The following is a 23,266-nucleotide window of genomic DNA, read 5'->3' as shown; positions in this document are numbered from 1 at the left end:
TCTACCAAATAGTTATTAGCTCAAAATTAAGTAGGCTAGCTCAATCCTTTATAAGATATGAACCAACCGTTTAACGTCTTGGAAACGGAAGGGGGCCTGGATATCTGATAGCTAATTGGGAGTACCTACCAAACAGCTAAGAACTAAGAACCCAAAACTCCCCCTCTCCTGTGTTCCCTTCGCTAGAATCCTGCCCATCCCTCTCCCAGACCCATGACCGAAAAACTGGTAACTCTAAAACTTGAGGGTGATATTGCCACCACTGGATTTCACGTGCTTCTAGAGATTGGCGAAGAAGGTGCTCGGCCAGATATCGAAGCCATTGGCTCTCTGCCTGCCAATCCCCAGCTGTTGCAACAGCTGCAAAAGTGGCAAGATAGCTATCGTCTCCTAGATACACCCTCGCGCATCCAGCCAGTAGAAATCACCTATGTGGGGTCTCTGCATACGGTTGATGCCTGTCAGCAGGAGGCTAAACATCTGGATCAGCAGTTTAAAACCTGGTTACAATCATCCACGTTTGCCTCGATTGATCAACCGCTGCGAGAAGAGCTGAGCCCAACGGATACGGTGCGGATGGTAATGCGTACAACCAATGGCCATTTGCACCATCTACCCTGGCACTTGTGGGATTTAGTGGATCGCTATCCGAAGGTGGAGATGGCCCTGGGCACGCCCACGATTAAACGATGCGAAGACCGTGAAACCCCACAGGGGATCGTTAAAATTTTAGCCATTCTCGGTGATAGCAGTGGCATTGATGTAGACGCAGATCGTCAGCTATTGGAGACGATTCCTGGGGCGGAGGTGACTTTTTTAGTGGAACCCCAGCGACAACAGATTACCGATCAGCTGTGGGAACAACCCTGGGACTTACTTTTTTTTGCCGGTCATGGTCGCACTGAGTCGGGGGCAGGCACGATTTATATTAACCCTCAAGAAAGTCTCACATTAGATGAGCTGAAGTATGGGTTACGCCAGGCGATTAAACAGGGACTACAGCTAGCGATTTTTAACGCTTGCGATGGGTTAGGTCTGGCGTCAGCCCTGGCTCCCCTCGGTTTGCCACAAATGATTCTGATGCGTGAACCTGTACCTGATCGGGTTGCTCAGACATTTTTGAAATACTTTTTAGATGCTTTTGTGGCGGGTGAATCCCTTTACCTGGCGGCTCGTCAGGCAAGGGAAAGACTCCAGGGGCTGGAAGATCGGTTTCCCTGTGCTAGCTGGTTACCGATTATCTTTCAGATCAATCCAACTCTGCCCAAACGCTGGTCGCAGCTGGCCAAGGCAGATGCTGCGCCTGTTCAGCCCCATCGGTTTAGGACTATCCCTAAAGTAGGTGGTTTGCCGATTAAAACTCTGTTGACCATCAGTGCCGTAGTCACCGCTGCCGTTGGCCTACTGCGTTGGACAGGTGGGTTACAACGGGCAGAGCTGCTGGCCTACGATCGGTTCATGCGACAGCAGCCGACCCAAACCATTGATGACTCGCGGTTGCTTGTTGTCGAGGTTACAGAAGCTGATGTCAATACCTATGGGTACCCCATTCCCGATGATGTGTTGGCGCAGGTGATTGATCGGTTGCTGCCGTATCAACCGCACGTTATCGGTTTTGATATTGCGCGTAACCGGGTAACCCCGGAATCAGGGCCCTTAGGACAGCATTTTCAGCAACAGGATAATCTGGTGGCTGTTTGTAGTTTTGGCCAGGCCGGTGACGCCAATAAATCTGGCATAGGCCCCCCATCTAGTATGCCGGAAAACCGAGTAGGCTTTGGGAATGTGGTGCCTGATCCGGATGGTATTTTGAGGCGGCAGCTGCTGTTTGCCCAGCCAGATACCACCAGCCTCTGCACGAGTCGGATGTCTTTGGCCATGCTCACAGCGTTACATTATTTAGATGCTTTGGGGATTCAGCCGGAAAATCTGGATCGTGATCGGCTACAGCTGGGTGCGGCTATTTTTACGCCCCTAGAAGATCGTAGCGGTGGCTATCAAGGCATTGATAGTCGTGGTTTTCAAACGCTGTTAAAGTACTCACCTAATTCTGATATTGCCCAGCGGATAACCCTGACGGAAGTACTCTCGGATGAGATTTCGTTAGAAAGTTTAGAGACTCGTGCTGTATTACTCGGTATGAGTGCGCCGACGTCCAATCCGACGGAGTATTTTCTGACCCCGATTGGAGCAGGAAAATGGCCCCAAGAAACTCTACCCGGCATCGATATTCATGCCCAGATCTTTAACTATGTGACAGCGGCAGCACTAGATGACTTGTCGGTGTTGCAAACGTTGCCCGCATGGAGTGACGGACTGTGGATCACGGTGTGGACGCTTGCAGGCATAGGGCTAACCGTTAAACCGCGAGTCTGGCCAGTTTGGTTACTCAGTCTGGGCGGGGCCGTAATTGTGCTCTATGGCACGAGCTGGGGCCTGTTTGCCATGGGGCTGTGGGTGCCGTTAGTGCCAGCGGCCCTAGGGTTAGTGGGGACAAATGTGGGTGCGATCGCCCTAGCCCATGGGTCCAAAACAGCAAGCCATAACAACGATACTTTAAACAACTCCGGAAAAGCACCCAAACCATCGTAGTTAAAACGTATACAGAGAGAGAATCTACCCATGGCCAAACAACAGTATTCAACTCGTTTAATCAGTTTGTTTGCTGCGCCTGTGGCGGCACTGAGTCTGTTTACTCCAGCCATGGGTCAGTCTGTGCTTCAGCCTGAGCTTACCGCTGTTAATTATAATCCTCCCAACCGTGGTGCACCGTCACACACGCGTAATGCCTTGAGCCGGGCTGGACTCTGTGGGGATCTGACTGCGGTACAACCCACCCAGACTAACTGGGGAGAAACGTTAGCGGCGCGTCCCACCTTTGGCATTTACGTAAATGCCCCCGCCACCCATTTAACGTTTGAACTTAAAGACGAGAGTTCTGGTGAGATTCTTCATCAGGCCACATTTGAACAGATTGCAGGGCCAGGAATTAGTCTCTACACGCTGCCAGATACGGCACCAGCTCTGGAAGTCAATCGTCCCTATCGCTGGCAGGTGAGCCTGGAATGTGAGCAGTTTAGTACGGTGCAAGTTCCACAGCGGGGGACGAGAACCTCGGATGGTATGATTGTGCGTCGTGCCCCTGGTGACGAACTACAAACAGCCCTAGCTGCTACATCAAATAACGAAAAGCCATCACTGTTGGCGGCCAATGGTCTCTGGTATGACACGGTTGATGCTCTACTCACCTGGCGTTTGACATTTCCTGAAACAGACACCTGGACGGCTCAGTGGCAGAGTTTATTAACCCATCCTATGGTGCAGCTCGATCATCTGATGGAGGCGGCTCCGATCGATTGTTGTTTAGCTGCCGATTGCCCCCATACGGATGCAGAACTAGACTTATCCACATCTCTGTAGAGAAAGACCCGCTGCTTTCTCTCTGTTTATCTACTCATTTATTCCCACTGAGACTGTATCCATCACTCACACCCTAACGACTCTTTCAAGGAAACAACATTCATCAGATTCCATGCTTAGATATACAGGCATTGCATGCAACGTCTCTCCAATATCTACTTTCGGATTTGATCAATAGCTTCCCCTAAGACTCTCTTCATAACTGGAGATTTCTCCCATGTTGCCAGTTGTTCTACTGCCAGGTAACATTCCGCACCCCCCACTTCTGTTCGAATTGGGACAGTCTGCCCTATCTGATGTCAAACTGAGCAATGCAGAAACGTCTTCCACATCCCCCGTATTTAGCAATGGGGTAAGGACAGACACACTGCTAGCTCAGGCAATTACGCCTGGGTCTGCCGATGTGGGCACTGTTGTCAATCCTGGTGCCACCCAGATCGACATTACCGGTGGTCAGGTGTCCGGCGATGGTGCCAACCTATTCCATAGTTTCCAAGAATTTGGCCTCACGGAAGGCCAGATCGCCAACTTTATTGCTAGTCCAGAGATTCAAAATATCCTGGGCAATGTGAGCGGTGGTAATGTCTCCTTGATTGATGGTGTACTACAGATCAGTGGCAGCGATGCGAACCTCTATTTGATCAATCCGGCAGGGATTGTTTTTGGAGCTAATGCAGCGCTAAATCTCAATGGTGATTTTACGGCCACTACAGCGGATCGCCTTGGGTTTGGGGATGAGTGGCTGGATGCGCTTTCTACCGGGGATTACCCGCTGCTGGTGGGTGCGCCCAACCAGTTTGGGTTTAGTGCTGAGCAACCGGGCAGCGTTGTGAATTTGGGCACGTTATCGGTTACACCCGGGCAAAATATAACGCTCATGGGGGGGACGGTGGTCAATGGAGGAGAATTGTCGGCAGCCGATGGCACCCTTACTTTGCTGGCTGTGCCGGGAGAAAAGCTGGTCCGCATTAATCAAGCAGATACATTGCTGGGTTTAGAGGTTTCTGCTTTGCCCACGGCAGATGCTTCACAATCTTTAAACCCACTGAGTTTGCCAGAATTATTGACCGGTGGTTCTTTGGGAGCAGCCGATTTGGCATTAGTGACAGATACCGACGGTACGGTCAAGATTCAAACGACATCTAGCACAGTTCCCTTGCTTTCGGGAAGTACTGTAGTGTCAGGGCAGGTGAGCACCGCTGGTGAACAGGGCGGACACATTGCGCTGCTGGGTGAGCGTGTGTCTCTTCTGGGTGCTGATGTCGATGCCTCCGGTAGTGTTGGAGGAAATGTGCGGGTTGGAGGTGGATTCCAGGGGCAGGGTAATGTACCCAATGCATCTCGTACCCTTGTTGATGGCAGTTCTCAACTCCAGGCTGATGGTATCGGTGATGCTGGCGAAATTATTGTGTGGGCCGATGACCATACTCATTTCTCAGGTGAGGCCAGGGTTGCCAGTGCCACAGGTGATGGCGGTCTTGTTGAGATTTCTGGCCGTAATTCGCTGGTATTTGTGGGACAGGTAGACGCCTCAGCACCCAACGGCGCTACAGGAACACTCTTGCTGGACCCCACCAATATCGAAGTGGTGGCGGCTGGAAGTGACACCAATAATCTGGGGGATGTGGATGACGTTAGCGACCCTGACTTGGGGGCAGGTAATACCACCCGGATCGATGTTGCTGCTTTAGACAATGCCAATGCCAATATTGAGCTCCAGGCGAGTAACGACATCACGTTTAGTACTGATGTCAACACTAATGTGGGGTTAAGTGCGATCGCAAATAATGACATCAACATTAACGGCAACATTGTCACTGACAGTGACTTAAATTTTCAGGCTGGAGACAACATCAATATCAATAGCAATGTCACCGCTGACGGTAGCCTTACCCTTGGGGCTGACACTGATGGTGATGGCACCGGCTCAGTGGTTACCAATCCGGGGGCTCAGCTGCAAAATTTTGGTGGAGATGCCAACATTTCTGGCGAAGCGGTCCAAGTAGGCACTATTGACACCAATGGTGGAGACCTGATTGTGACGGCAGATGTCAATGGTGACGGTACCGGTGGCATCACCGCCATCGTCGGGACTCAATTGATCACCAATGGAGGGACTGCTAATGTCACCGGGGCTGAGGTGCAATTGGCCAATATCGATACTACAGCTGCCTTTGCAGACGGTGGAGATGTGAATGTAACGTCTGCAGGTGACATCTCCTTTGAAGCCATTAATGCCAGTAGTACCGGGACGAGTGTTGGGGCTGGTGGGGATGTGACGCTGACGGCCAACGGTACGGTGCAAGGAACAGGCGAAGTCACCCCTGGCACGACAATTCAAACCACGGGGCTAACGGGGAACGGCACCGTACAAATTCAACACGATGGCGGCCCTGACAATGTGCCCTTTACCATGGGAGATGCCTCTGAAAATGGCACTGCGGGCAATATTATTGCCGATGGTGTTCTCAGTGGAGTCTCTTCCCCGGTTTTACCCAATGGGGGTAACGATACCAATATTGATCCAGCCACAGGGGTAACGGTCACGTCGGTGAATGCTCCACCCACCCTGAGTGCTGATAGTCAGCTGCCAGATACGCCTGCTAATCAAGCATTAACATTCACGCTAGCTGACATCACCCCAGCAGTGACCGACAGCAACAGCGACAATATCACTTTCGAAATAGCGTCGATTGCAGCGGGGACATTGTTGTTGAACGGGATGGCAGTGCAACCAGGGGATGCGATCGCACTCACCGATACCTTAGAATTTATTCCCCCCACTGATGCCACCGGACAAATTACGGCCTTTACCCTGCGTGCCAGTGATGGCGTCTCTCAGTCAGCCGCAGTGCCAGTTTCTGTCGCTTTAACAGATATTCCTCCAACCATCGACCTTCCCCTTGATCCCACCTTAGGAGTGGCTCAAGCCCCCTCACTACCCGCCTTAGCACCTGAAGAACAAACCTTTGTGCTGGGCATGCCGCTGGCCCAATCGCCTCTTTTGGAAGAGTTGACTATTTTAGGAGCCGTTCTGCCAGAAGCTTCCTTGTTGATTGTCGGAAATTTGTCGATTTTACCTGAGAACAGGGTACCCACGTCCGGCACCATTAATCCTGGCTTTTTGCCCAACCTAGGGTTGCAATTTACGCCGGGGGGCAATGATCCGCTTCCCAGTCTCCCCGGTGACCCAGGCACGACAACCGATATTTTTCCAATTATTCTGCCAAATCCAGAGCTTACCGATGTGCCTGCCGATCCAGGCGGACCTGAACCCTCTGCCCCCGGTCAACCGGGTACGTCCCCCGACCCTGGGGTGCCTGGGTCGGAAACCCTTGCCAGAGGACCAGACAACAATACGCCAGAGGGCACTCATCTCAATACAAATACTGTTGTGGGTCCTCCCCAAGGATTAGAAAGCTGTCAGGCCCAGGCGCAAGAGATTGCCATGACTACAGCCCGTACCCAGACGGTTTACGAAGGGCTGATCAACTGCCATGGGCAAAACCTGGCCAAAGCGGTTGAGTTAGATAATTCCGCCTGGGTTGTCTATTCCCTCAACAATTTAGCCATTACCCATTTTGTGGTGGGGGACTATTTAACCGCCCTGGATTTTCATGAACAACAGCTAGAAAAAGCCATCAAGTTGGATGATGCAACTCAGCAAGGCATTGCCTTGGGGGGAATTGGTGCCGTCTATGGAGCCCTTGGTGACTATGCCACTGCCATTGACTACTACCAGCGCAGCCTGGATAAAATGCCCATTGAAACAGCCCCCCAGTGGAAAGCGTTGATCTACCGTAATTTAGGCAATGCTTACTTTGCTGAAAAAGAGTATAACCGGGCTGCTGACTATCAACAGACCAGTCTGGATATTTCTCGCGGCATCAAGGATACCTATGGTGAAATGCAGGCCTATGGCAACCTTGGCCATACCTATGCGATCCAAGGAGATTTTGCCGGTTCGATTGCTGCCTATGAGCAGGGTCTAGCCCTGGCCGATGACTTAAACAATCACCTGGAGACAGCTCAAATGTTGTTGGGGTTGAGTACGACCTATGCCTATCAGCAAGGCTATGATCAATCCTATGACTATGCGCAACAGAGTCTGACCATTGCCCAAGGGCTGGGGGCACGGTTGGGTGAAGGCATTGCCCTGACCAATATGGGAAATGCGTTGCTATATCTCAACCGGTTGCCAGAGGCAGAAGACGTGCTGCACAACGCCATCACGATTTGGGAATCTCTGCGGGCCGGTCTGGGCACCCATGATGCCTTTAAGGTGGCAATTTTTGAAACCCAGGTGGCGGCCTATCGCAATTTAGAAGAGGTTTTGGTGACCCAAAACAAACTAGAGCCGGCCCTGGAAATTTCTGAGCGGGGTCGCGCCCGAGCCTTTGTTGAGCTGATTGCCAGGGGTAAGGTAAATCCCAACCAGGCCGGGCCGATCACACCGCCGTCCATTGAGCAGATGAAGCAAATCGCCAGGGCTCAAAACTCCACCCTGGTGGCATACACCATTATTCGGGACCAGGTGGCAGATACGCCCCATGGGGCATCGGTGCAAACCAGGGTGGAACCGGAGGATGTGCAGCTCTATATCTGGGTGGTGCAGCCCACAGGAGACATGCATCTGCGACAGGTGGACCTGGAGGCGTCATTACAGACCCAGGGGACATCCTTGGTGAAGCTGGTGGAGACCAGTCGCGATCGCAGCGGCATCCGTGGTGGTTTTGAACCCAGTCGCTCTTTGGCGATTCGCCCTGGCGATCAGGTGCGCCGTGAAGGCGATCCCCAAGATTGGGCTCCCTATGGGGTTGTTACCATCGATCCTCGTGCCCGCACGGTCACCCTCAATCACCCAGACTTTGCCCTGCCTAACCCGGTTGTGCCCTTAAGCGAAGTTTATAAAGTTAATAGCTCAGCCTTTGCAACTGTTTTGACCCAGCGTCAGCATTGGCAAGATCTATACCAGCTATTAATTGAGCCCATGGCAGATTTGCTGCCCAGCGACCCCAATGCCCGAGTTGTTTTTGTTCCCCAAGAGCAGCTTTTCCTGGTGCCCTTTCCAGCCCTTCAGGCAAAAGATGGCAGCGACCTAATTGAACACCACACCATTCTCACAGCTCCAGCCATCCAGGTTCTAGGGTTAACCAGTGACAGCGATAACGAGGCGGTTGCTAGTCAACCCCTGGTGGTGGGCAATCCTAGCCCCATGCCCCAACAGTTACAGCCCTTGCCCCACGCCGGTATCGAAGCCAATGGCATTGCTGATCTGTTGTCTACATCGGCACTGATCGGTGAGGCAGCGACAGAAACGGCAATTAAACAACAGTTATCCACCGCATCGCTGATTCACCTGGCCACCCACGGTTTCTTTAATGAATCCAATCCTTTGCAAGGCTCGCTGGCCTTTGCCCCCACGGCTAACCAGGACGGCTTCCTCACCGCCGAAGAAATACTCGGGCAATCGCTACAGGCTGACTTGGTGGTGCTCAGTGCCTGTGATACTGGACGTGGGCAAATTACCGGCGATGGCGTAATTGGTCTATCTCGGTCATTTTTAGCAGCTGGAGCCAATAATGTCATGGTTTCCCTATGGCAGGTGCCCGATGATGCCACTGCCCAGCTGATGATTGAGTTTTACCGACAGCGCCAGGCGTTAGACAACGCCCAAGCCCTGCGACAGGCAATGCTGGCAACCCGTGAACAGTATAAAGATCCGGCTGCCTGGGCTGCTTTTACCCTGATTGGTGCCATAGAGTAATGAGATATTAATTGTTTTTCTCCTGTCTCCTGGCCCAACTTAGTTTTTCCCGCTTAAGTCGATACCCATTTTTCAGCCATTTCTATTAGCGTCATCTGGGGGATTTATCAGGATTATCTCAGCTTGCCTAGATACAGTCATGACAGTTAAAAAAGTTCTAATCTGTGCTGTCACCCTCTGTGCGTTGTTCTAATGAAATTTGATCCAGGTTGCATTCAATTTCGCCTCACTGCTGGCATGGTATTGGCATCTATCCTTGGCTTTGGTGGTATGACCGCCTGGAGCAATTTTAGAATGCAGCAAATTCTGATTAAGGGGCATAAGGAAAATGCCCTGGAGATTGCCGAGCGCTTTGGCCAGGATGTTGCTTGGATGGACGAAACAATGCCATCCACCATGGCCCTGGAAAAGGTGCTCAACTACCGCTCAACTGCGGATACAGCCATTTGGATTCGTTCCCCAGAAGGAGAGCTCGTTGCCCAGTCCGATACCCTCGAAATGGGGTCTTGGAAGAAAGATGGCCTGGCAGAAGATGTGTTAGATCTGCCTCCCCAAAGTCGACTGGAAAGTGTCAATATTCAGGGCCGACAGCTAATTGTTTGCATTAGTCCCCTGGAGGTGAGGGGGAATCTCGTCGGCGATCTGTTTGTAATTGATGACATTACCCAAAACCAGCGCAGTTTTGCGGCGGTTAATCGTGATTTGACCCTGGCTAGCATTTTGGTCATTGGTCTATCTGCCATTGTGATTGCCATTTATGTGCGCCAGTCCATCAAGCCGATTTGTAAGATGAATGAGCTGGCGGCCAATGTGTCCCCTGACAATCTGGCAGATACACATCTGGAATTTGACCGGGCTCCAACCGAAGTGCGGGATCTGGCCCAGGCATTCAACATGATGCTGGGCAGACTGTCAGCAGCCTGGGATCAGCAGCGTCGTTTTGTCAGCGATGTGTCCCATGAGCTGCGCACTCCCTTAACTCTGGTCCATGGCTATTTGCAAAGTACCTTACGTCGTTGCAATACCCTGACTGAACCCCAGCGAGAGGGGCTGGAAATTGCAGCGGCTGAAGCGGACCGGACAATTCGTCTACTGCAGGATTTGCTGGATTTGGCGCGGGCCGATGGTGGCCATATGCGGTTCCACATTGAACGGTTGCCGCTAAAGGACATGGTTTTGAACACCATTGAAATGTGCGGTTATTCTAGCGATCGGGTCAAGGCGGATATTCAAAGCTCAGGTATCGATGCCAGGGCCGATCGCAATCGCTTGAAGCAGGTGTTAATCAATTTGATTAGTAATGCCGTCAAATACTCTGAAACCAGTACGGTGGTTACCGTACGATTAAGGCAGGAAGACGAATGGGCAGTGATTCAGATTTGCGATCGCGGTCGCGGTATTCCCATGGCTGACCTCAGTCAAATTTTTGAGCCCTTTTACCGAGTGGATGAAGACCGTTCACGGGCCACCGGAGGCACCGGTCTTGGATTATCCATCGTTAAAACATTAGTTGAAGGCATGCGAGGAAAAATTAAGGTACAGTCCAAGCCAGGTGAAGGTAGTATATTCACCGTCAGCCTACCTTCGTAGTCAGGTTATCCCTGGAGTCAATCATCATGACAGAACCTTCAGCCAAAATATTAGTCATAGAGGATGAGACCCAACTTGCCAAGTTTGTGCAAATGGAACTCTCTTACGAAGGCTATGATGTGGCCGTAGCTAACGATGGCCTGTCCGGTCTCATGGCCGCCCGCGACAACATGCCAGATTTGATTTTGCTCGACTGGATGATGCCAGGATTGGCTGGCGTAGAGGTTTGTCGCCGTCTGCGCAGCACTGGCGCACAGATGCCGATCATTTTCTTGACAGCGAAAGATGACGTGGCCGATCGAGTGGCTGGGCTAGATGCTGGAGCGGATGATTACGTCGTTAAACCTTTTAGCATTGAAGAATTGCTGGCCCGTGTCCGCGCCCACCTGCGCCGCAACGATCCCCAAGAAGCAGAATCGTTACAGTTTGAAACCCTCACCCTCAACCGCAAAACTCGCGAAGTGTTTCGAGGTAACCGTGGCATTGAGCTAACGGCAAAAGAATTTGACTTATTAGATTACCTGATTGCTCATCCTCGGCAGGTACTGACCCGCGACCAGATTTTAGAAAAAGTCTGGGGCTATGATTTCATGGGGGATTCCAACATCATTGAGGTCTACATTCGCTACCTGCGGTTGAAGCTAGAGGCAGAGGGCGAAAAGCGTTTGATCCAGACTGTGCGCGGTGTGGGTTACGTTTTGCGGGAGTGATTCGTTGAACCCAACCACCATTGAACTTGACCTGATCCGCATTGCCTGGGCCTTGGGGTTAGCCGCTGTCGCCATTGGATTATCCCTTTGGCAACAGCTGGGCCTGGCTGGCACCCTGGCCCTGGCCACCCTGCGCACCGTGGTGCAGCTGTTTGCGGTTGGAATTTTTCTATCCATTGTGTTTACCCTCCGCAGTCCGGGTCTGATTATCCTGGTACTGCTGGTGATGACAACGGTTGCCGCGCTGACTGCCCGCAACCGCATTGGGAAAGACATTCCTCGGCTGATGCTATGGCTGTGGGGGGCCATTTTAACCAGCACGGCCCTGACGATTACCTATACCATGACGGTCGTGGTGCGTCCTGAGCTCTGGTATGAACCCCGCTATCTTATTCCCCTAACCGGTATGGTGCTGGGTAATGCCCTAACAGCGGCGTCTTTGACAGGTGAGCGTTTAGTCAGTGCCCTCCGTAACCATCGTGGTGAGATTGAAACCCACCTGAGTTTGGGGGCAACCCCAAGTCAAGCGATCGCAACCTATCGCAGGGAGGCCATTAAAGCCGGTCTGATTCCCACAGTTAATTCCATGATGGTTGTTGGTCTGGTCACCCTACCCGGCATGATTACGGGCCAAATTTTAGGGGGAGCTGACCCCCTGAATGCCGCGCTTTACCAGATGTTGATTATGTTTATGTTGGCCTTTGCAACACTCACCACTGCCATCTTGGTTGCCTATGCCATCAAGCGACAGTTTTTTAATCAAGCCATGCAACTCATTGATCCTAAAAAACAGAAGTAGAGTTGGAAAAGTCTGTTGAGATGGCTGATGCCATCCAGGGTAGGGGCATTCCCTTGTGGATGCCCTGCGGTACCGGGCGCGATCAGTCAGGATTTTGTATTAGAGGTCAGGGGTCAGTGAGGTCCTGGATTCTGACATCGGAATGTGCACTTAAACCAAAACAAACATCTCACTCGTCATATCAGTGACAACCACGTTATTTACCTGAGCCAGGGTCTCTCCATCTACAGAGATCACTGTGGCATCACCGCTCTGCCCTAAGGAAAGATCAGCATAGGTTAGTCCATCGGCTAAACCAATCAAGTCAATCCCGACTTCAAAATCTCGAATAATATCTCTGCCTTCTCCAGCAGCCAGGATAAACCTATCCGCACCGCTACCTCCAGAAAAATTATCTCCAGTGAGAATATCGTTGCCTAAGCCACCCCGTAACAGATCATCGCCATCATCACCCCAGATAACATCATCACCTGCGCCACCAAAGAGAGTATCATTGCCCCCTTTGCCCCCGATGCGATCGTTACCAAGACGGCCCCAGATAACATCATCGCCACCAACCCGACCACCCGGATCTCTCCGATTATGATCGCCGCGCAATATGTCATCACCATCACTACCTAAAATCTGATCATCACCTAAACCACCCGCAGTGGGTTGAGTATTATCACGAACTTCAATACTGTCATTACCAGGAGTTCCTATACCTAAAGTGTTGTTGTCAGGGTTGTTTATGGGTGGCTGCGGCTCTGGCTTAGGAGTGGGCTCTTGAGGCTGAGGTGTTGGTGTAGGAGAAGGTGTTGGTGTAGGAGAAGGTGCGGGTATAGGCGGTGATGGCAGGTCTAGCTGCGGTAAGTCGGGTTGAGGGGCTGGCGTAGGAACAGGGGGCTCCGGAATAGGCGTAGGTGTGGGAGCAGGGGGTAGCGGAACAGGGGGCTCCGGAATAGGCGTAGGTGTGGGAGCAGGGGGTGTAGGTGTAGGTGTAGGGGGCTCCGGAATAGGGGGTGTAGGTGTAGGGGGTGTAGGTGTGGGAACAGGTGCTGGCGTAGGGTTAGGAGAAGTTGGAGGCGGTGTTGGCACAGGTGCTGGAGTCGGCACTGGCACAGGTGCTGGAGTCGGCGCTGGCGCAGGTGCTGGAGTCGGCGCTGGCACAGGTGCGGGTGCTGGCGCTGGCGCAGGGGGTGTGGGTCTTGGTGTCGGACGCCTTGGTGGTGTTGGAGGAGCCGGTTCAGTACCTGGAATTCTGGTGCCTAAGACAATTGTCCAATAATCAAAATAATTATGGTTACCAGTATCGTTGGCTAAAAAGACATGGCCTGCCCCTAGCTGCCGTACATTGGGATTTAAAATATTAGCGCGATGGCCTGGACTGCTCATCCAGTCATCAAACACTTCTCTCACTGTGTAGTGCCCCGCACCAATATTTTCAACAACTGTTCGAGATTGGTAACCAGCAACTCTCGCTCTTTGGGTTGGGTTTGAACCATTAGAACCCCTATGGCCAACAACTAAATCATTATGAGCAATATCAGAAGTATGCCGCTGAGCAGCATGATTGAGTTGTTGATCGATGGTGAGTCGAGACAAGCCTGCCCTAACGCGCACACCATTAACGAGCGCGAGAAACTGCTGAACAAATGTAGCCATTTTTATACGTATTTCGGATCGGTGCGTGCCGTACTGTTCTTTTTTATCCCTTGGCCCATGGCCATCCCCATGGTGCTAACACCCAACTTCATACATCTTTTTTGAAGAAGTTGGGGATTAGTCGTAGATCCACCGAGCAAACTATGACTAGGATTGTTACCGTAGAACACAAAAACTGTTCTACTTGATAAAACACGTCAGTGCATTTACCCATGGTGATCAGAGGTCGTCCGTCTCAGATTTTTCTTGAGCTATTGTGCGCTTAGATACACCCAAGACAACCTTGAATAAGTCAAGGCTATGAAGCAATAAGTTCTCACAGAACATTGAGGAGGCCTTGCTCCATGAGTAAACTACTTCATGCCATATCCTTACTGTTGGCCATTATCCTTTACCGTATGTTGGCTCCAACCCCCATACCCGGTGGATCGACTGGCAATTATTCAATAAATTCTCAAATTTATCTGACTACTGCAACGACCGTTCTAGACTGATTTCAGGTAATTGTTTGCATTCACCATGGTTAACACATCGCGTTATTGGCAAATGATGGTTTTAACGGCTGCAGGGCGACTACAGCGACAGAAATTCCCCGATGCCCAACGCTGGTTTCAGCCCCAATTTGGCCAGCGTTTAGAAGCTGAAATCCTGTCCGAACGCGATTGTCAGTTAGCTTTGTGGGAGTTAACCCAAACCGATGCAGAGAATGCAGCCATAGCTCAACTGTGTTTGCGCTGTTGGTTGTCCCACCAGATTGAAGCTGCCTGTACCCAGTTAGTTCGTCAATTTGGTGAGACCTATAACTTTACAGGCGCAGATCTATGGCCCCTGATTTTGGATGACGATGGTCAGGTTCCTGCAACCTACCCTGCTGTGGCGATGCAAATTCTAGCTAAATACGATCCCAGGCAGTCGGCCTTGAGTACCTGGACCAGTCGACTGACTAAAAGTCATCCGAATCTCAACCGTTTCTTTATGGAACAAGGGTTATATCGCATTAGCCCATGGGCAATTCTCAACGATACCCGCATATCGCAGTTGCCCAGAGCGTTGCCCCACCTCAGTCAAAGTGAGTTGACTGCAGCTAGCCAATTACTCAGTGCCTATCATCGGGTGTATCGTAATGACCGATTAAAACAGCGCCAGGGTCGTGCCCGTCGCTGTGTTGACCCCACCGATGAACAGCTCCAAAAGATTGTACCCAATGAGGCTCCTAACCTGGTATTTGCCCAGTTACATGAGCTGGCAGATCAGTTGCGACAATATCGGATTGCAGTGCGTCGACGTACCCCATTGACCCAATCTTTAGATAACACTGAGACAGGTCTTTCCAATCTCTCGGCACCGACTTCTGATAACGCAGAGAAAGCTCAAGATGACTTTTTAAAGCGTTATCGGACTCACTTTATTACGACTCTCGACCAGGCAATTCACCATATTGTGCAAAGCTATAGCACCCACTATAAAAGGAGGAAACCACCCCAGGATAGCGTTTATCGAAAGGCCCTAATACTATTTCACTGTCAGGGATTATCCATGGGAGTGATTGCGAAACAGTTAGAGTTAACTAATCAGGTAAAGGTAACCCGTTTGTTGCAGCTTAAGCAATTTCGAGCCAAGGTTTGTATCTACTGGTTAAATCAACTTAAAGAGCAAGTCCAGGCGGATGCGTTACAGCATGTTTCTGCTGACCGGCTAACCAAAATTGCCCAGCAACTGGATTACATTTTGACTGAAGAAACAGAAACAGTGATGGCAGAAGCTGCCTCAGAGGCACAAATTCCTAAGAATCGTACGGCAAATAGCATATTTTCCCGTCGTCTGTGTGAAACAGTTTTATCTTCTACGCCTCCTGATGAATAGCCCCTCTATAAAAATACTCCCTGTAAGCTGATCTCATTCTAGTTAACCCACACTGTCACAGCGCTTTTTCACGCCATGAATACTTCATCCCTCGATCCTCAACAATTTGATATAATTCCCCTCTCAACAGAAACAGTTATGCTATCTACCACCTCTACACAATGGGCTACAGACATTTGTCAAGATATTTCGGATGATGATAGCCAATGGCAAACTTTTTTGAGAGCATTGGCTATGGCAGGGGTAAAACAATGGCTTGAAGATACTGGTTTACTTCCTGCTGACTTACAAGAGACAACGTTCACCCAATCGTCTAATTTGAATGTCGGAGACTATCGTCTATGGGTGTTGCCCATGGGCTCAGTAGTTGATGATGCCGTGAGCATCCCAACAGTCGCTGTAACAGGGGATCAGGCAGCCCATTTATATGTCCTGGCGGAAGTGCAAGAAGAAGTGAACCAGGTGCGTGTAGTGACAGGTTTACGCCATGATCAGCTACAGCAATATGTGCAACAACATACCCCTACAGATACTCAGGCTTATACGGTTCCCCTTGATCGGTTTGTGGTCACTCCAGAACAACTTTTGTTATATCTCAATTGTCTAGAGCCAGAGACAATTATTCAGACTGCTCCGTCTAGTCAGCTGAGTGCGATCGCTGAGACTATAACCACAGGTGTGGTTAATGTGGGGAGATGGCTACAGGGTGAGCTAGATGCCATGGCTGAGCAGCTTGCCTGGGAGTTACTGCCACCCTTGACGCCAGCCCATGGCTTGCGACCTGTTAAAGAAGAAATAGAAAATATTGTAGAAGAACTCACATCTCAGGGCATTGAAATCCCTATACGGGCAAGGGGTGCTTGTAAAAAGATTAATTTAGCGGGCTTTCCTTGCCGTCTTTATGCGTGGGTTTGGCCATTGATGGTGGATGATGTGCCTGAGTGGAGCCTGTTTTTAATTTTAGGACCGACACCAGGAGAAACCTTACCGGTTGGCATTGAGCTGATGGTGAGTGATCAGCAGGAGATATTGTCGCGTTCTACACTTACCCAAGAGACGTCAGTTACCTATCTGTACACTCAAGTCATTGGTTACTGGCAAGAGCAGTTCATAGTGGATATCGGGTTACCTAATGGTCCCACCATGACATTGCCGCCGTTTGGCTTTGAGATTAGCCAGGGATAGACGTTGCTGTTTGAGACACCCCATAGACTAAATTGAGAGCTACTGGTTAGACCTGCGTCTTACGTTGCCATTTAACTGTTTAGCCTACAGGAGTATCCATTTTTAATCGGGTTTAATGAATTCGGATTGGGGCTTATTTCTCAGTAGTATCCTTGTTCATAAACTTGGGTTTCCAGTTTTTAAGCACACGCCGCTCACCACGGGTGACGATCAGACAGTTATCATCCACGTCTTTTGTGACCACTGCGCCTGCACCCACCGTCACATTCTTACCCAATGTGACAGGGGCCACTAAAACACTGTTGGAGCCTGTTTTAGTATTGTCTTTAATTACCGTGGGATGTTTTTTATAGCCATCGTAGTTGGCCGTGATAGTGCCTGCACCAATGTTGACTTTGTCACCTAAGGTGGCATTACCCAGATAAGACAAATGGGCAGCATTAGTGTTGTTGCCAATGGTGGTTTTTTTGACTTCAACAAAGTTGCCAACGCGGCAGCCTTCACCAATTATCACTTCACCACGCAGATGGGTGTAGGGACCAATTTGGCCTGCACCTTCAATTTTACTGTCATTGATGACTGAATACTTGATCGTAGTGTTTGCCCCGATGGTGCTATTGTCAATCAGAGTGCCGGGACCAATGTGGCAACCGGCGGCAATGGTGGTGTTACCACGCAGGTGGGTTTCCGGTTCAATTACCACATCGGGCTCCACCTTGACGGTGGCATCAATGGTGATGCTGTCAGGATTGATCATGGTAATCCCAGAAAGCATCAGTTCATCCTTGATGCGGCATTGCAGAATCGTGGCTGCGTCTGATAACTGCTTACGGTTGTTGATACCAGAAATCTCTTCGATATCGTCTACATCTAAGGCCATTACCGGTGAAAGGTCTTTGACCACATCGGTTAGATAGTATTCATTCTGATCGTTATCTGACCTCAGGTGGGGTAGCACCGTCATTAGCTTTTGCCAGTTAAAGCAGTAAATGCCGGAGTTAATGCGTCTGTTACCACGCTGTTCAGGGGTGCAGTCGCGGTGTTCAATAATCTCAGAGACAATATAATTCTCATCGCAGAAGACTCGGCCATAGCTGGTCGGATCCTCAAACTGGGCCGTGAGAATGGTGGCAGCATTCTTGTTCTCAACATGGGTCTGCACCATTTTGGCAATGGTCTCGGGGCGCAGTAGGGGCACATCCCCATTCAGCACCAGCAGGTTACCTTCAAACCCTTCTAATGCAGGAATTACCTGCTGCACGGCATGGCCGGTGCCTAGCTGTTCAGTTTGCTCAACGAATTCCAATCCAGATACGTGGGCCAATGCAGTCTGTACGTCATCGGCCAGATACCCCACAATGGCAATTTGGCGTTCGGGTTGTACGTGTTCCAAGCTAGCCAGCACATTTTCCACCAGGGTGCGACCCCCTAGAGGATGAAGCACCTTAGGCAGACGCGATCGCATCCGAGTTCCTTTACCTGCTGCCAATACTGCCACTGCCAATGGGTTAGTCATAGGAATTACGAGAGTAAACGTTAGCGTAAGAACATCAAAAAATTACGGGAGGAGTATACCGCGCAGCGGTTGGACTTCCCAAGTATGATGGCTACTTAGGGTAAAGGGTATGCCAGGAAAGCCAAAGGGTAGATAGACGTTTAAGTTCTTAGTTCTTGGTTCTTAGTCCTTGGTTCTTAGTTCTTGGTTCTTAGTCCTTGGTTCTTGGTTCTTGGTTCTTGGTCTCTGGTTTTATCCAGGTCAACCAAGTCACTAATTCAAAACTCAAAACTCAAAATCAAGCATTTTTAGCCCCTCTGCCTCGTTAACCAACGTCGTCGCCAGGCACTCGTTGGTTCCAGTTTAGATTCCTGCTGTTCCTGCTGACGCTGGGCCACAATTGCTTCAGCCGTTGCTGCCAGCGTTGGGTCACGATAGGGAATTGCCGCCCGTGTTTGCAGATGCTCTTGTTCCTGTGGCGACAGGTCTGGTAAAGGGCGCTGAGCTTTGGTCGCCACGGTGCAGGGCCAATGGCGACCGGTTCCTGGCAATGAGCCCATGGTTAAGCCAGCTAATCCCATGGCTGACCGAACAGCAGCGGCGCAGGAATAGGTGGCCAGGATGCCGCTCTCAGCCAGGCATTGAGCCGTAAGTTTAAAGAATTCCACCGTCCAAAGCTGGGGGCAGCGTGGGGGGGAAAACGGGTCAAATAGAATGGCATCAGCCTGCCAACCCTTGGCGGCCAGGGGTTGCAACGTTTGCCGGGCGTCGCCAAGAATCAGCTGGATATCCAGTGTGGGGCTTTTGTAAGATTGCTCGGTGGCCAGGGTCTTCAGGATTTGCTGGGTGTGCGGTGTCCAGTGGTGGATGAGGTTATTTGCGATCGCATCCCGAACCACCGTTACATTGATTTCCAAGGCCCGAATCGTCACCTGACAGTCAGGATTGACCTGCTGAATCGTATCCAGGGCCGCTGCTGTGTTGTATCCCAGCCCATAGCAAACATCCAAAATAGATAGCCGTTCCGCTTTGGCCAGCTCCGGAATATTGGCCGCATCGACATAATTTCGCTGCGCATCGGTATAGGCTCCATGACGGCAGTGAAAATGCTCGCCAAATTCCTCCGAGTAAAACGTGGCTGAGCCATCCCCAGTTAATTCTATCGTCAGACCACTAGATGAATTTTTATAGTCGTCATCAGCCATTAATGAGCTACCAATCCTAACGAAACTATAATTAACATCGTCTTTGCTACGGATCCAAACGTTGTCTTTACCGCCAGAGTCGCCTATCGATCTGACCACTACTTATATTGTTAGTCCCCAGTGGCTGGCAAAACATCTCAATAGCGCCTTGCTTGTTATTGATTGCCGATTTTCCTTGCCAGAACCGGAACTGGGTCAACAGCAATACGACTCTGGTCATATCCCCGGTGCCTACTATCTCGACCTAAACAAACATCTCTCTAGCCCCGTTCAAGACCATGGGGGCCGTCACCCGTTGCCCAACTGGCCAACGTTTGTCGACACTCTAAACCTGTTAGGCATGCAGTCTACGCCTCAGACACCCGTTGTGATTTACGATGCCTCCCGGTTTGCGTTTGCCGCCCGCCTTTGGTGGATGTTGCGCTATTTAGGCCACGGCAATGTAGCTTTGTTGGATGGGGGTATAGATGCCTGGATTAAGGCAGGCTTACCCCTTAGTCGTGAAACGCCACCATCTCAGGTAGGTCGCTTTATGCCCCAGCCCCAGGCTAATTGGGTTGTGGATATTGACTATGTGCGTCAACACAAAGACACCCCTGGCACGGTGGTAATCGACGCTCGATCCGCCGATCGCTTCCGTGGTGAACGTGAACCCATTGATCCGATTGCGGGTTCTGTGCCAGGGGCAGTGAACTATTTTTGGAAAGATCTTAGTACTGACGCCGGATTGCTCAAAGCGCCAGACGCATTGGCGCAATATTGGCGAGGGGTGGACAATGCTGATGAAGTTATCGTCTACTGTGGGTCTGGTGTGACGGCCTGTGTTAATTTATTTTCCCAGGTTGTGGCCGGTAAACCCATGGGTAAGCTTTATCCCGGTGGCTGGAGCGATTGGTGCTCTTATCTGTGAATTGGTATGCCTTGTGACACGGGCATCCACAAAGGAGTGCCCCAGAGAAGGGTCCCTATAGAGATAACCCATTGTTTATTGCCAAATGTCTATTCGTATCTACGGTAATCGTGCCATCAAAACGTTGCCGGGGCAGGCGACTCGCCCCACCCCCGCTAAGGTACGCGAGGCGTTGTTTAATATTTGGCAGGGGCGAGTCAGTGGCTGCCGTTGGTTAGATCTATGTGCAGGTAGTGGTGCCATGGGGGCAGAAGCCCTTTGTCGCGGGGCCAGCGTGGTGGTGGGCATAGAGCAGTCGGGGGCTGCCTGTCGGATTGTGCAAACCAACTGGCAGACTGTTGCTAAACCAGAACAATCCTTTCAAGTGATTCGTGGAGAGGTGACTAAAAAGCTACAGACTTTAACTTTAGACCCCTTTGATCTGGTGTACTTAGATCCACCCTACGCTGCTAAACTCTACGACAAAGTGCTTGCTCTTCTGGTTGAGAAATCTCTATTAGCTCCAGGGGCAATAGTTGCTACAGAATATACCCCAGAACATTGGCAGCCCAAATCTCTCATTGGCCTAGAACTCTCTCGCACTAAACGCTACGGTCTCACCCATCTAGCCTTATTTAAAGTGTCTTAAAGGCTTAAACCCTGATTGGGTCCATAGGAAGAACGGCGCTGTGGGCCCACCCACCCCTGGGAACTGCCCCCACAACCTTAAGCGCTATTAGTATTGCTTATGCTTATCAGTTACGTTAGGAAAAAAGACTGCAAAAATTAATGTTTTGAGACACAATAATACTAAAGCAACCTTCGTGTTGCTAAAGTCGTGCTCATGCGCGTTATGACATATTAGTCAGACCAGTTTAGAGGTACCTATGGTTGTAGCTGCTCCAAACACTGCCAAACCAGCTGAAAAGCGTCTCACTATCGCTACTGGTGAGATTGCTGAAAATACTACGACTATCCGGTCCCTGGACTGGGATCGAGATCGGTTTGATATTGAGTTTGGGTTGCAGAACGGTACGACCTATAACTCTTACATAGTACGTGGGGAAAAGACAGCACTGATAGACACCTCCCACGCTAAGTTTCAGCAGCTCTATATGGATGCGCTGACGGGGCTGATTGATCCTAAGGAAATTGACTATATCGTGATTAGTCATACTGAACCGGACCATAGCGGCCTGGTGAAGGATGTGTTGGATCTTGCACCTCAGGCAGTTGTGGTTGGAGCTAAGGTGGCGGTGAAGTTCCTGGAGGATCTGGTTCATCAGCCCTTTGAATCGCAGCTGGTGAAAAGTGGTGACACTCTGGATTTAGGCAATGGCCATGTTTTGGAATTTGTAAGTGCGCCCAATCTCCACTGGCCCGATACCATTTTTACCTACGATCAAAAGACTGGCATTCTCTACACCTGTGATGCTTTTGGTGCCCACTATTGTAGTGACGATACCTTTGATGAAGATCTGGATGCGCTGACGCCTGACTTTCGCTTTTACTATGAGTGTTTGATGGCTCCCAATGCCCGCTCGGTGCTGTCTGCCATGAAGCGCATGGATAAGTTGGGCACAATTAGCACCATCGCCACTGGTCATGGTCCCCTGCTGCGTCACAATCTAGAAGAACTCACAGAGCGCTACCGCCGCTGGAGTAATGAGAAAAGCAAGGCCGAGAATATGGTGGCGGTTTTCTATGTGTCGGACTATGGGTATTGCGATCGCATCTCCCAAGCCCTGGCTAAAGGCATTACTAAAACCGGCGTCGCTGTCGAAATGATGGATATGCGTCTGGCGGATCCCCATGATGTCACTGAACTAGTCGGTCGCGCTAAAGGTATTTTGATGGGCATGCCCCCATCCTCAGGTCAGGGTGCCGAAGAAGTGCAAACGGCGCTGAGTTCCATTTTGGCAGCTGTCAATAATAAGCAAACCTATGGTCTTTTTGAGTCCTACGGTGGGGATGACGAGCCCATCGATACGCTGCAGAGTCAGCTACAGGACCTGGATCTAAAGGTTGCGTTTGACCCCATTCGGGTGAAAGATACGCCATCTGAAGCGCTCTACCAGCTTTGCGACGAGACCGGGACTGACCTGGGTCAAGACCTGGCTCAAGCAAAGAAAATTAAGAAAATTAAGGGGCTTGATGCTGATCTACAAAAGGCGCTGGGTCGCATCAGTAGCGGTCTTTATATCATCACTGCTGCCAAAGGCGCAGTGACTAGCGCGATGTTGGCTTCCTGGATTTCCCAGGCTAGCTTCAAGCCATTGGGCTTTACCATCGCAGTTGCTAAAGACCGAGCCATTGAATCCCTGATGCAGGTGGGTGACACGTTTGTGCTAAATATTTTGGAAGAGGGTAATCATCTGCCACTGATGAAGCACTTCCTGAAGCGTTTCCCCCCCGGTGCTGACCGGTTTGCTGGTATTCGTACCCGTCCTGCCAACAACAAGTCTCCGATTCTGGCCGATGCTCTGGCGTACCTGGAGTGTACGGTAACAACTCGGATGGAACTTAGCGATCACTGGCTGGTGTATTGCACCGTTGCGGATGGCAAGGTCTCGAAGGATGAATCAATGACCGCTGTTCACCACCGCAAGATTGGTAACTACTATTAAATAAAAATCTCCTTAAAAACCTTGACAGAGAGTCAAATGGGTAGATGGCCACCAACTGTCTACCCGTTTCTT

General features: G+C 50.6%; 15 protein-coding genes. 12 read left to right on the top strand and 3 right to left on the bottom strand.

The annotated features are described in order from the left end of the window. Positions 1 to 213: 213 nt before the first annotated feature. The 6 genes from QGP82_RS34510 to QGP82_RS34485 all read left to right on the top strand — a co-directional run bounded on the left by QGP82_RS34510 (position 214) and on the right by QGP82_RS34485 (position 12,286). Complete coding sequence (locus QGP82_RS34510) at positions 214 to 2,592, top strand: CHASE2 domain-containing protein (RefSeq protein ID WP_499062310.1); 2,379 nt, start codon at positions 214 to 216, stop codon at positions 2,590 to 2,592. A gap of 30 nt (positions 2,593 to 2,622) precedes the next feature. After that, the gene (locus QGP82_RS34505) at positions 2,623 to 3,420 is read left to right on the top strand and encodes a DUF928 domain-containing protein (RefSeq protein ID WP_499062309.1); all 798 of its coding nucleotides are present in this window, start codon (positions 2,623 to 2,625) and stop codon (positions 3,418 to 3,420) included. Between the two features lie 217 nt (positions 3,421 to 3,637). Continuing rightward, complete coding sequence (locus tag QGP82_RS34500; protein ID WP_499062308.1) at positions 3,638 to 9,187, top strand: CHAT domain-containing protein; 5,550 nt, start codon at positions 3,638 to 3,640, stop codon at positions 9,185 to 9,187. 192 nt (positions 9,188 to 9,379) lie between these two features. Beyond that, positions 9,380 to 10,777, top strand: coding sequence for a HAMP domain-containing sensor histidine kinase (locus tag QGP82_RS34495; protein WP_499062307.1), 1,398 nt, complete (start codon positions 9,380 to 9,382; stop codon positions 10,775 to 10,777). A 26-nt stretch (positions 10,778 to 10,803) separates the two neighbouring features. Continuing rightward, positions 10,804 to 11,487: a response regulator transcription factor gene (locus QGP82_RS34490; RefSeq protein WP_006514894.1), complete on the top strand. Its 684-nt coding sequence runs from the start codon at positions 10,804 to 10,806 to the stop codon at positions 11,485 to 11,487. A gap of 4 nt (positions 11,488 to 11,491) precedes the next feature. After that, positions 11,492 to 12,286: an ABC transporter permease gene (locus tag QGP82_RS34485; protein WP_499062306.1), complete on the top strand. Its 795-nt coding sequence runs from the start codon at positions 11,492 to 11,494 to the stop codon at positions 12,284 to 12,286. A 150-nt stretch (positions 12,287 to 12,436) separates the two neighbouring features. Here the strand turns inward: QGP82_RS34485 and QGP82_RS34480 are convergent, their stop codons facing one another. Continuing rightward, complete coding sequence (locus QGP82_RS34480) at positions 12,437 to 13,930, bottom strand: CAP domain-containing protein (protein ID WP_499062305.1); 1,494 nt, start codon at positions 13,928 to 13,930, stop codon at positions 12,437 to 12,439. Positions 13,931 to 14,274: 344 nt separating this feature from the next. Between QGP82_RS34480 and QGP82_RS34475 the strand changes: the two genes are divergently transcribed. The 3 genes from QGP82_RS34475 (at position 14,275) to QGP82_RS34465 (ending at position 16,978) form a co-directional block, all read left to right on the top strand. Beyond that, on the top strand, positions 14,275 to 14,424 hold the full coding sequence (locus tag QGP82_RS34475) for a hypothetical protein (RefSeq protein WP_163663051.1): 150 nt from the start codon (positions 14,275 to 14,277) through the stop codon (positions 14,422 to 14,424). A 25-nt stretch (positions 14,425 to 14,449) separates the two neighbouring features. Beyond that, a complete protein-coding gene (locus QGP82_RS34470) occupies positions 14,450 to 15,793 on the top strand; it encodes a hypothetical protein (RefSeq protein ID WP_499062304.1) in 1,344 nt (447 codons plus the stop codon). Positions 15,794 to 15,868: 75 nt separating this feature from the next. Then, complete coding sequence (locus QGP82_RS34465) at positions 15,869 to 16,978, top strand: DUF1822 family protein (protein ID WP_163663044.1); 1,110 nt, start codon at positions 15,869 to 15,871, stop codon at positions 16,976 to 16,978. Positions 16,979 to 17,111: 133 nt separating this feature from the next. Here the strand turns inward: QGP82_RS34465 and glmU are convergent, their stop codons facing one another. Further along, positions 17,112 to 18,494, bottom strand: coding sequence for a bifunctional UDP-N-acetylglucosamine diphosphorylase/glucosamine-1-phosphate N-acetyltransferase GlmU (gene glmU, locus QGP82_RS34460; RefSeq protein WP_499062302.1), 1,383 nt, complete (start codon positions 18,492 to 18,494; stop codon positions 17,112 to 17,114). Positions 18,495 to 18,781: 287 nt separating this feature from the next. Continuing rightward, a complete protein-coding gene (locus QGP82_RS34455) occupies positions 18,782 to 19,678 on the bottom strand; it encodes a tRNA (5-methylaminomethyl-2-thiouridine)(34)-methyltransferase MnmD (RefSeq protein WP_499062301.1) in 897 nt (298 codons plus the stop codon). Between the two features lie 52 nt (positions 19,679 to 19,730). Between QGP82_RS34455 and QGP82_RS34450 the strand changes: the two genes are divergently transcribed. The 3 genes from QGP82_RS34450 to QGP82_RS34440 all read left to right on the top strand — a co-directional run bounded on the left by QGP82_RS34450 (position 19,731) and on the right by QGP82_RS34440 (position 23,194). After that, on the top strand, positions 19,731 to 20,588 hold the full coding sequence (locus QGP82_RS34450; RefSeq protein ID WP_499062375.1) for a sulfurtransferase: 858 nt from the start codon (positions 19,731 to 19,733) through the stop codon (positions 20,586 to 20,588). A gap of 85 nt (positions 20,589 to 20,673) precedes the next feature. Continuing rightward, positions 20,674 to 21,216, top strand: a complete 543-nt coding sequence (gene rsmD, locus QGP82_RS34445) for a 16S rRNA (guanine(966)-N(2))-methyltransferase RsmD (RefSeq protein ID WP_499062300.1) — start codon at positions 20,674 to 20,676, stop codon at positions 21,214 to 21,216. Positions 21,217 to 21,454: 238 nt separating this feature from the next. Next, complete coding sequence (locus QGP82_RS34440; protein ID WP_163663033.1) at positions 21,455 to 23,194, top strand: diflavin flavoprotein; 1,740 nt, start codon at positions 21,455 to 21,457, stop codon at positions 23,192 to 23,194. Positions 23,195 to 23,266 lie beyond the last annotated feature (72 nt).

The sequence above is a fragment of the Leptothoe sp. LEGE 181152 genome (assembly GCF_032906605.1).
Classification (GTDB): Bacteria; Cyanobacteriota; Cyanobacteriia; order Phormidesmidales; family Phormidesmidaceae; genus Leptothoe; species Leptothoe turfae.
The sequence above is the reverse complement of the archived record's forward strand: the minus strand, read 5'-3'. Positions and strand labels throughout refer to the sequence as shown.

Excerpts from the sequence above, each read along its gene's own strand:
- QGP82_RS34505 (WP_499062309.1), top strand. The coding sequence starts at position 2,623 with ATGGCCAAACAACAGTATTCAACTCGTTTAATCAGTTTGTTTGCTGCG.
- QGP82_RS34465 (WP_163663044.1), top strand. The coding sequence starts at position 15,869 with ATGAATACTTCATCCCTCGATCCTCAACAATTTGATATAATTCCCCTC.
- QGP82_RS34500 (WP_499062308.1), top strand. The coding sequence starts at position 3,638 with ATGTTGCCAGTTGTTCTACTGCCAGGTAACATTCCGCACCCCCCACTT.
- QGP82_RS34480 (WP_499062305.1), bottom strand. The coding sequence starts at position 13,930 with ATGGCTACATTTGTTCAGCAGTTTCTCGCGCTCGTTAATGGTGTGCGC.
- QGP82_RS34475 (WP_163663051.1), top strand. The coding sequence starts at position 14,275 with ATGAGTAAACTACTTCATGCCATATCCTTACTGTTGGCCATTATCCTT.
- QGP82_RS34455 (WP_499062301.1), bottom strand. The coding sequence starts at position 19,678 with ATGGCTGATGACGACTATAAAAATTCATCTAGTGGTCTGACGATAGAA.
- rsmD (WP_499062300.1), top strand. The coding sequence starts at position 20,674 with ATGTCTATTCGTATCTACGGTAATCGTGCCATCAAAACGTTGCCGGGG.
- QGP82_RS34470 (WP_499062304.1), top strand. The coding sequence starts at position 14,450 with ATGGTTAACACATCGCGTTATTGGCAAATGATGGTTTTAACGGCTGCA.
- QGP82_RS34490 (WP_006514894.1), top strand. The coding sequence starts at position 10,804 with ATGACAGAACCTTCAGCCAAAATATTAGTCATAGAGGATGAGACCCAA.
- QGP82_RS34440 (WP_163663033.1), top strand. The coding sequence starts at position 21,455 with ATGGTTGTAGCTGCTCCAAACACTGCCAAACCAGCTGAAAAGCGTCTC.
- glmU (WP_499062302.1), bottom strand. The coding sequence starts at position 18,494 with ATGACTAACCCATTGGCAGTGGCAGTATTGGCAGCAGGTAAAGGAACT.
- QGP82_RS34495 (WP_499062307.1), top strand. The coding sequence starts at position 9,380 with ATGAAATTTGATCCAGGTTGCATTCAATTTCGCCTCACTGCTGGCATG.
- QGP82_RS34510 (WP_499062310.1), top strand. The coding sequence starts at position 214 with ATGACCGAAAAACTGGTAACTCTAAAACTTGAGGGTGATATTGCCACC.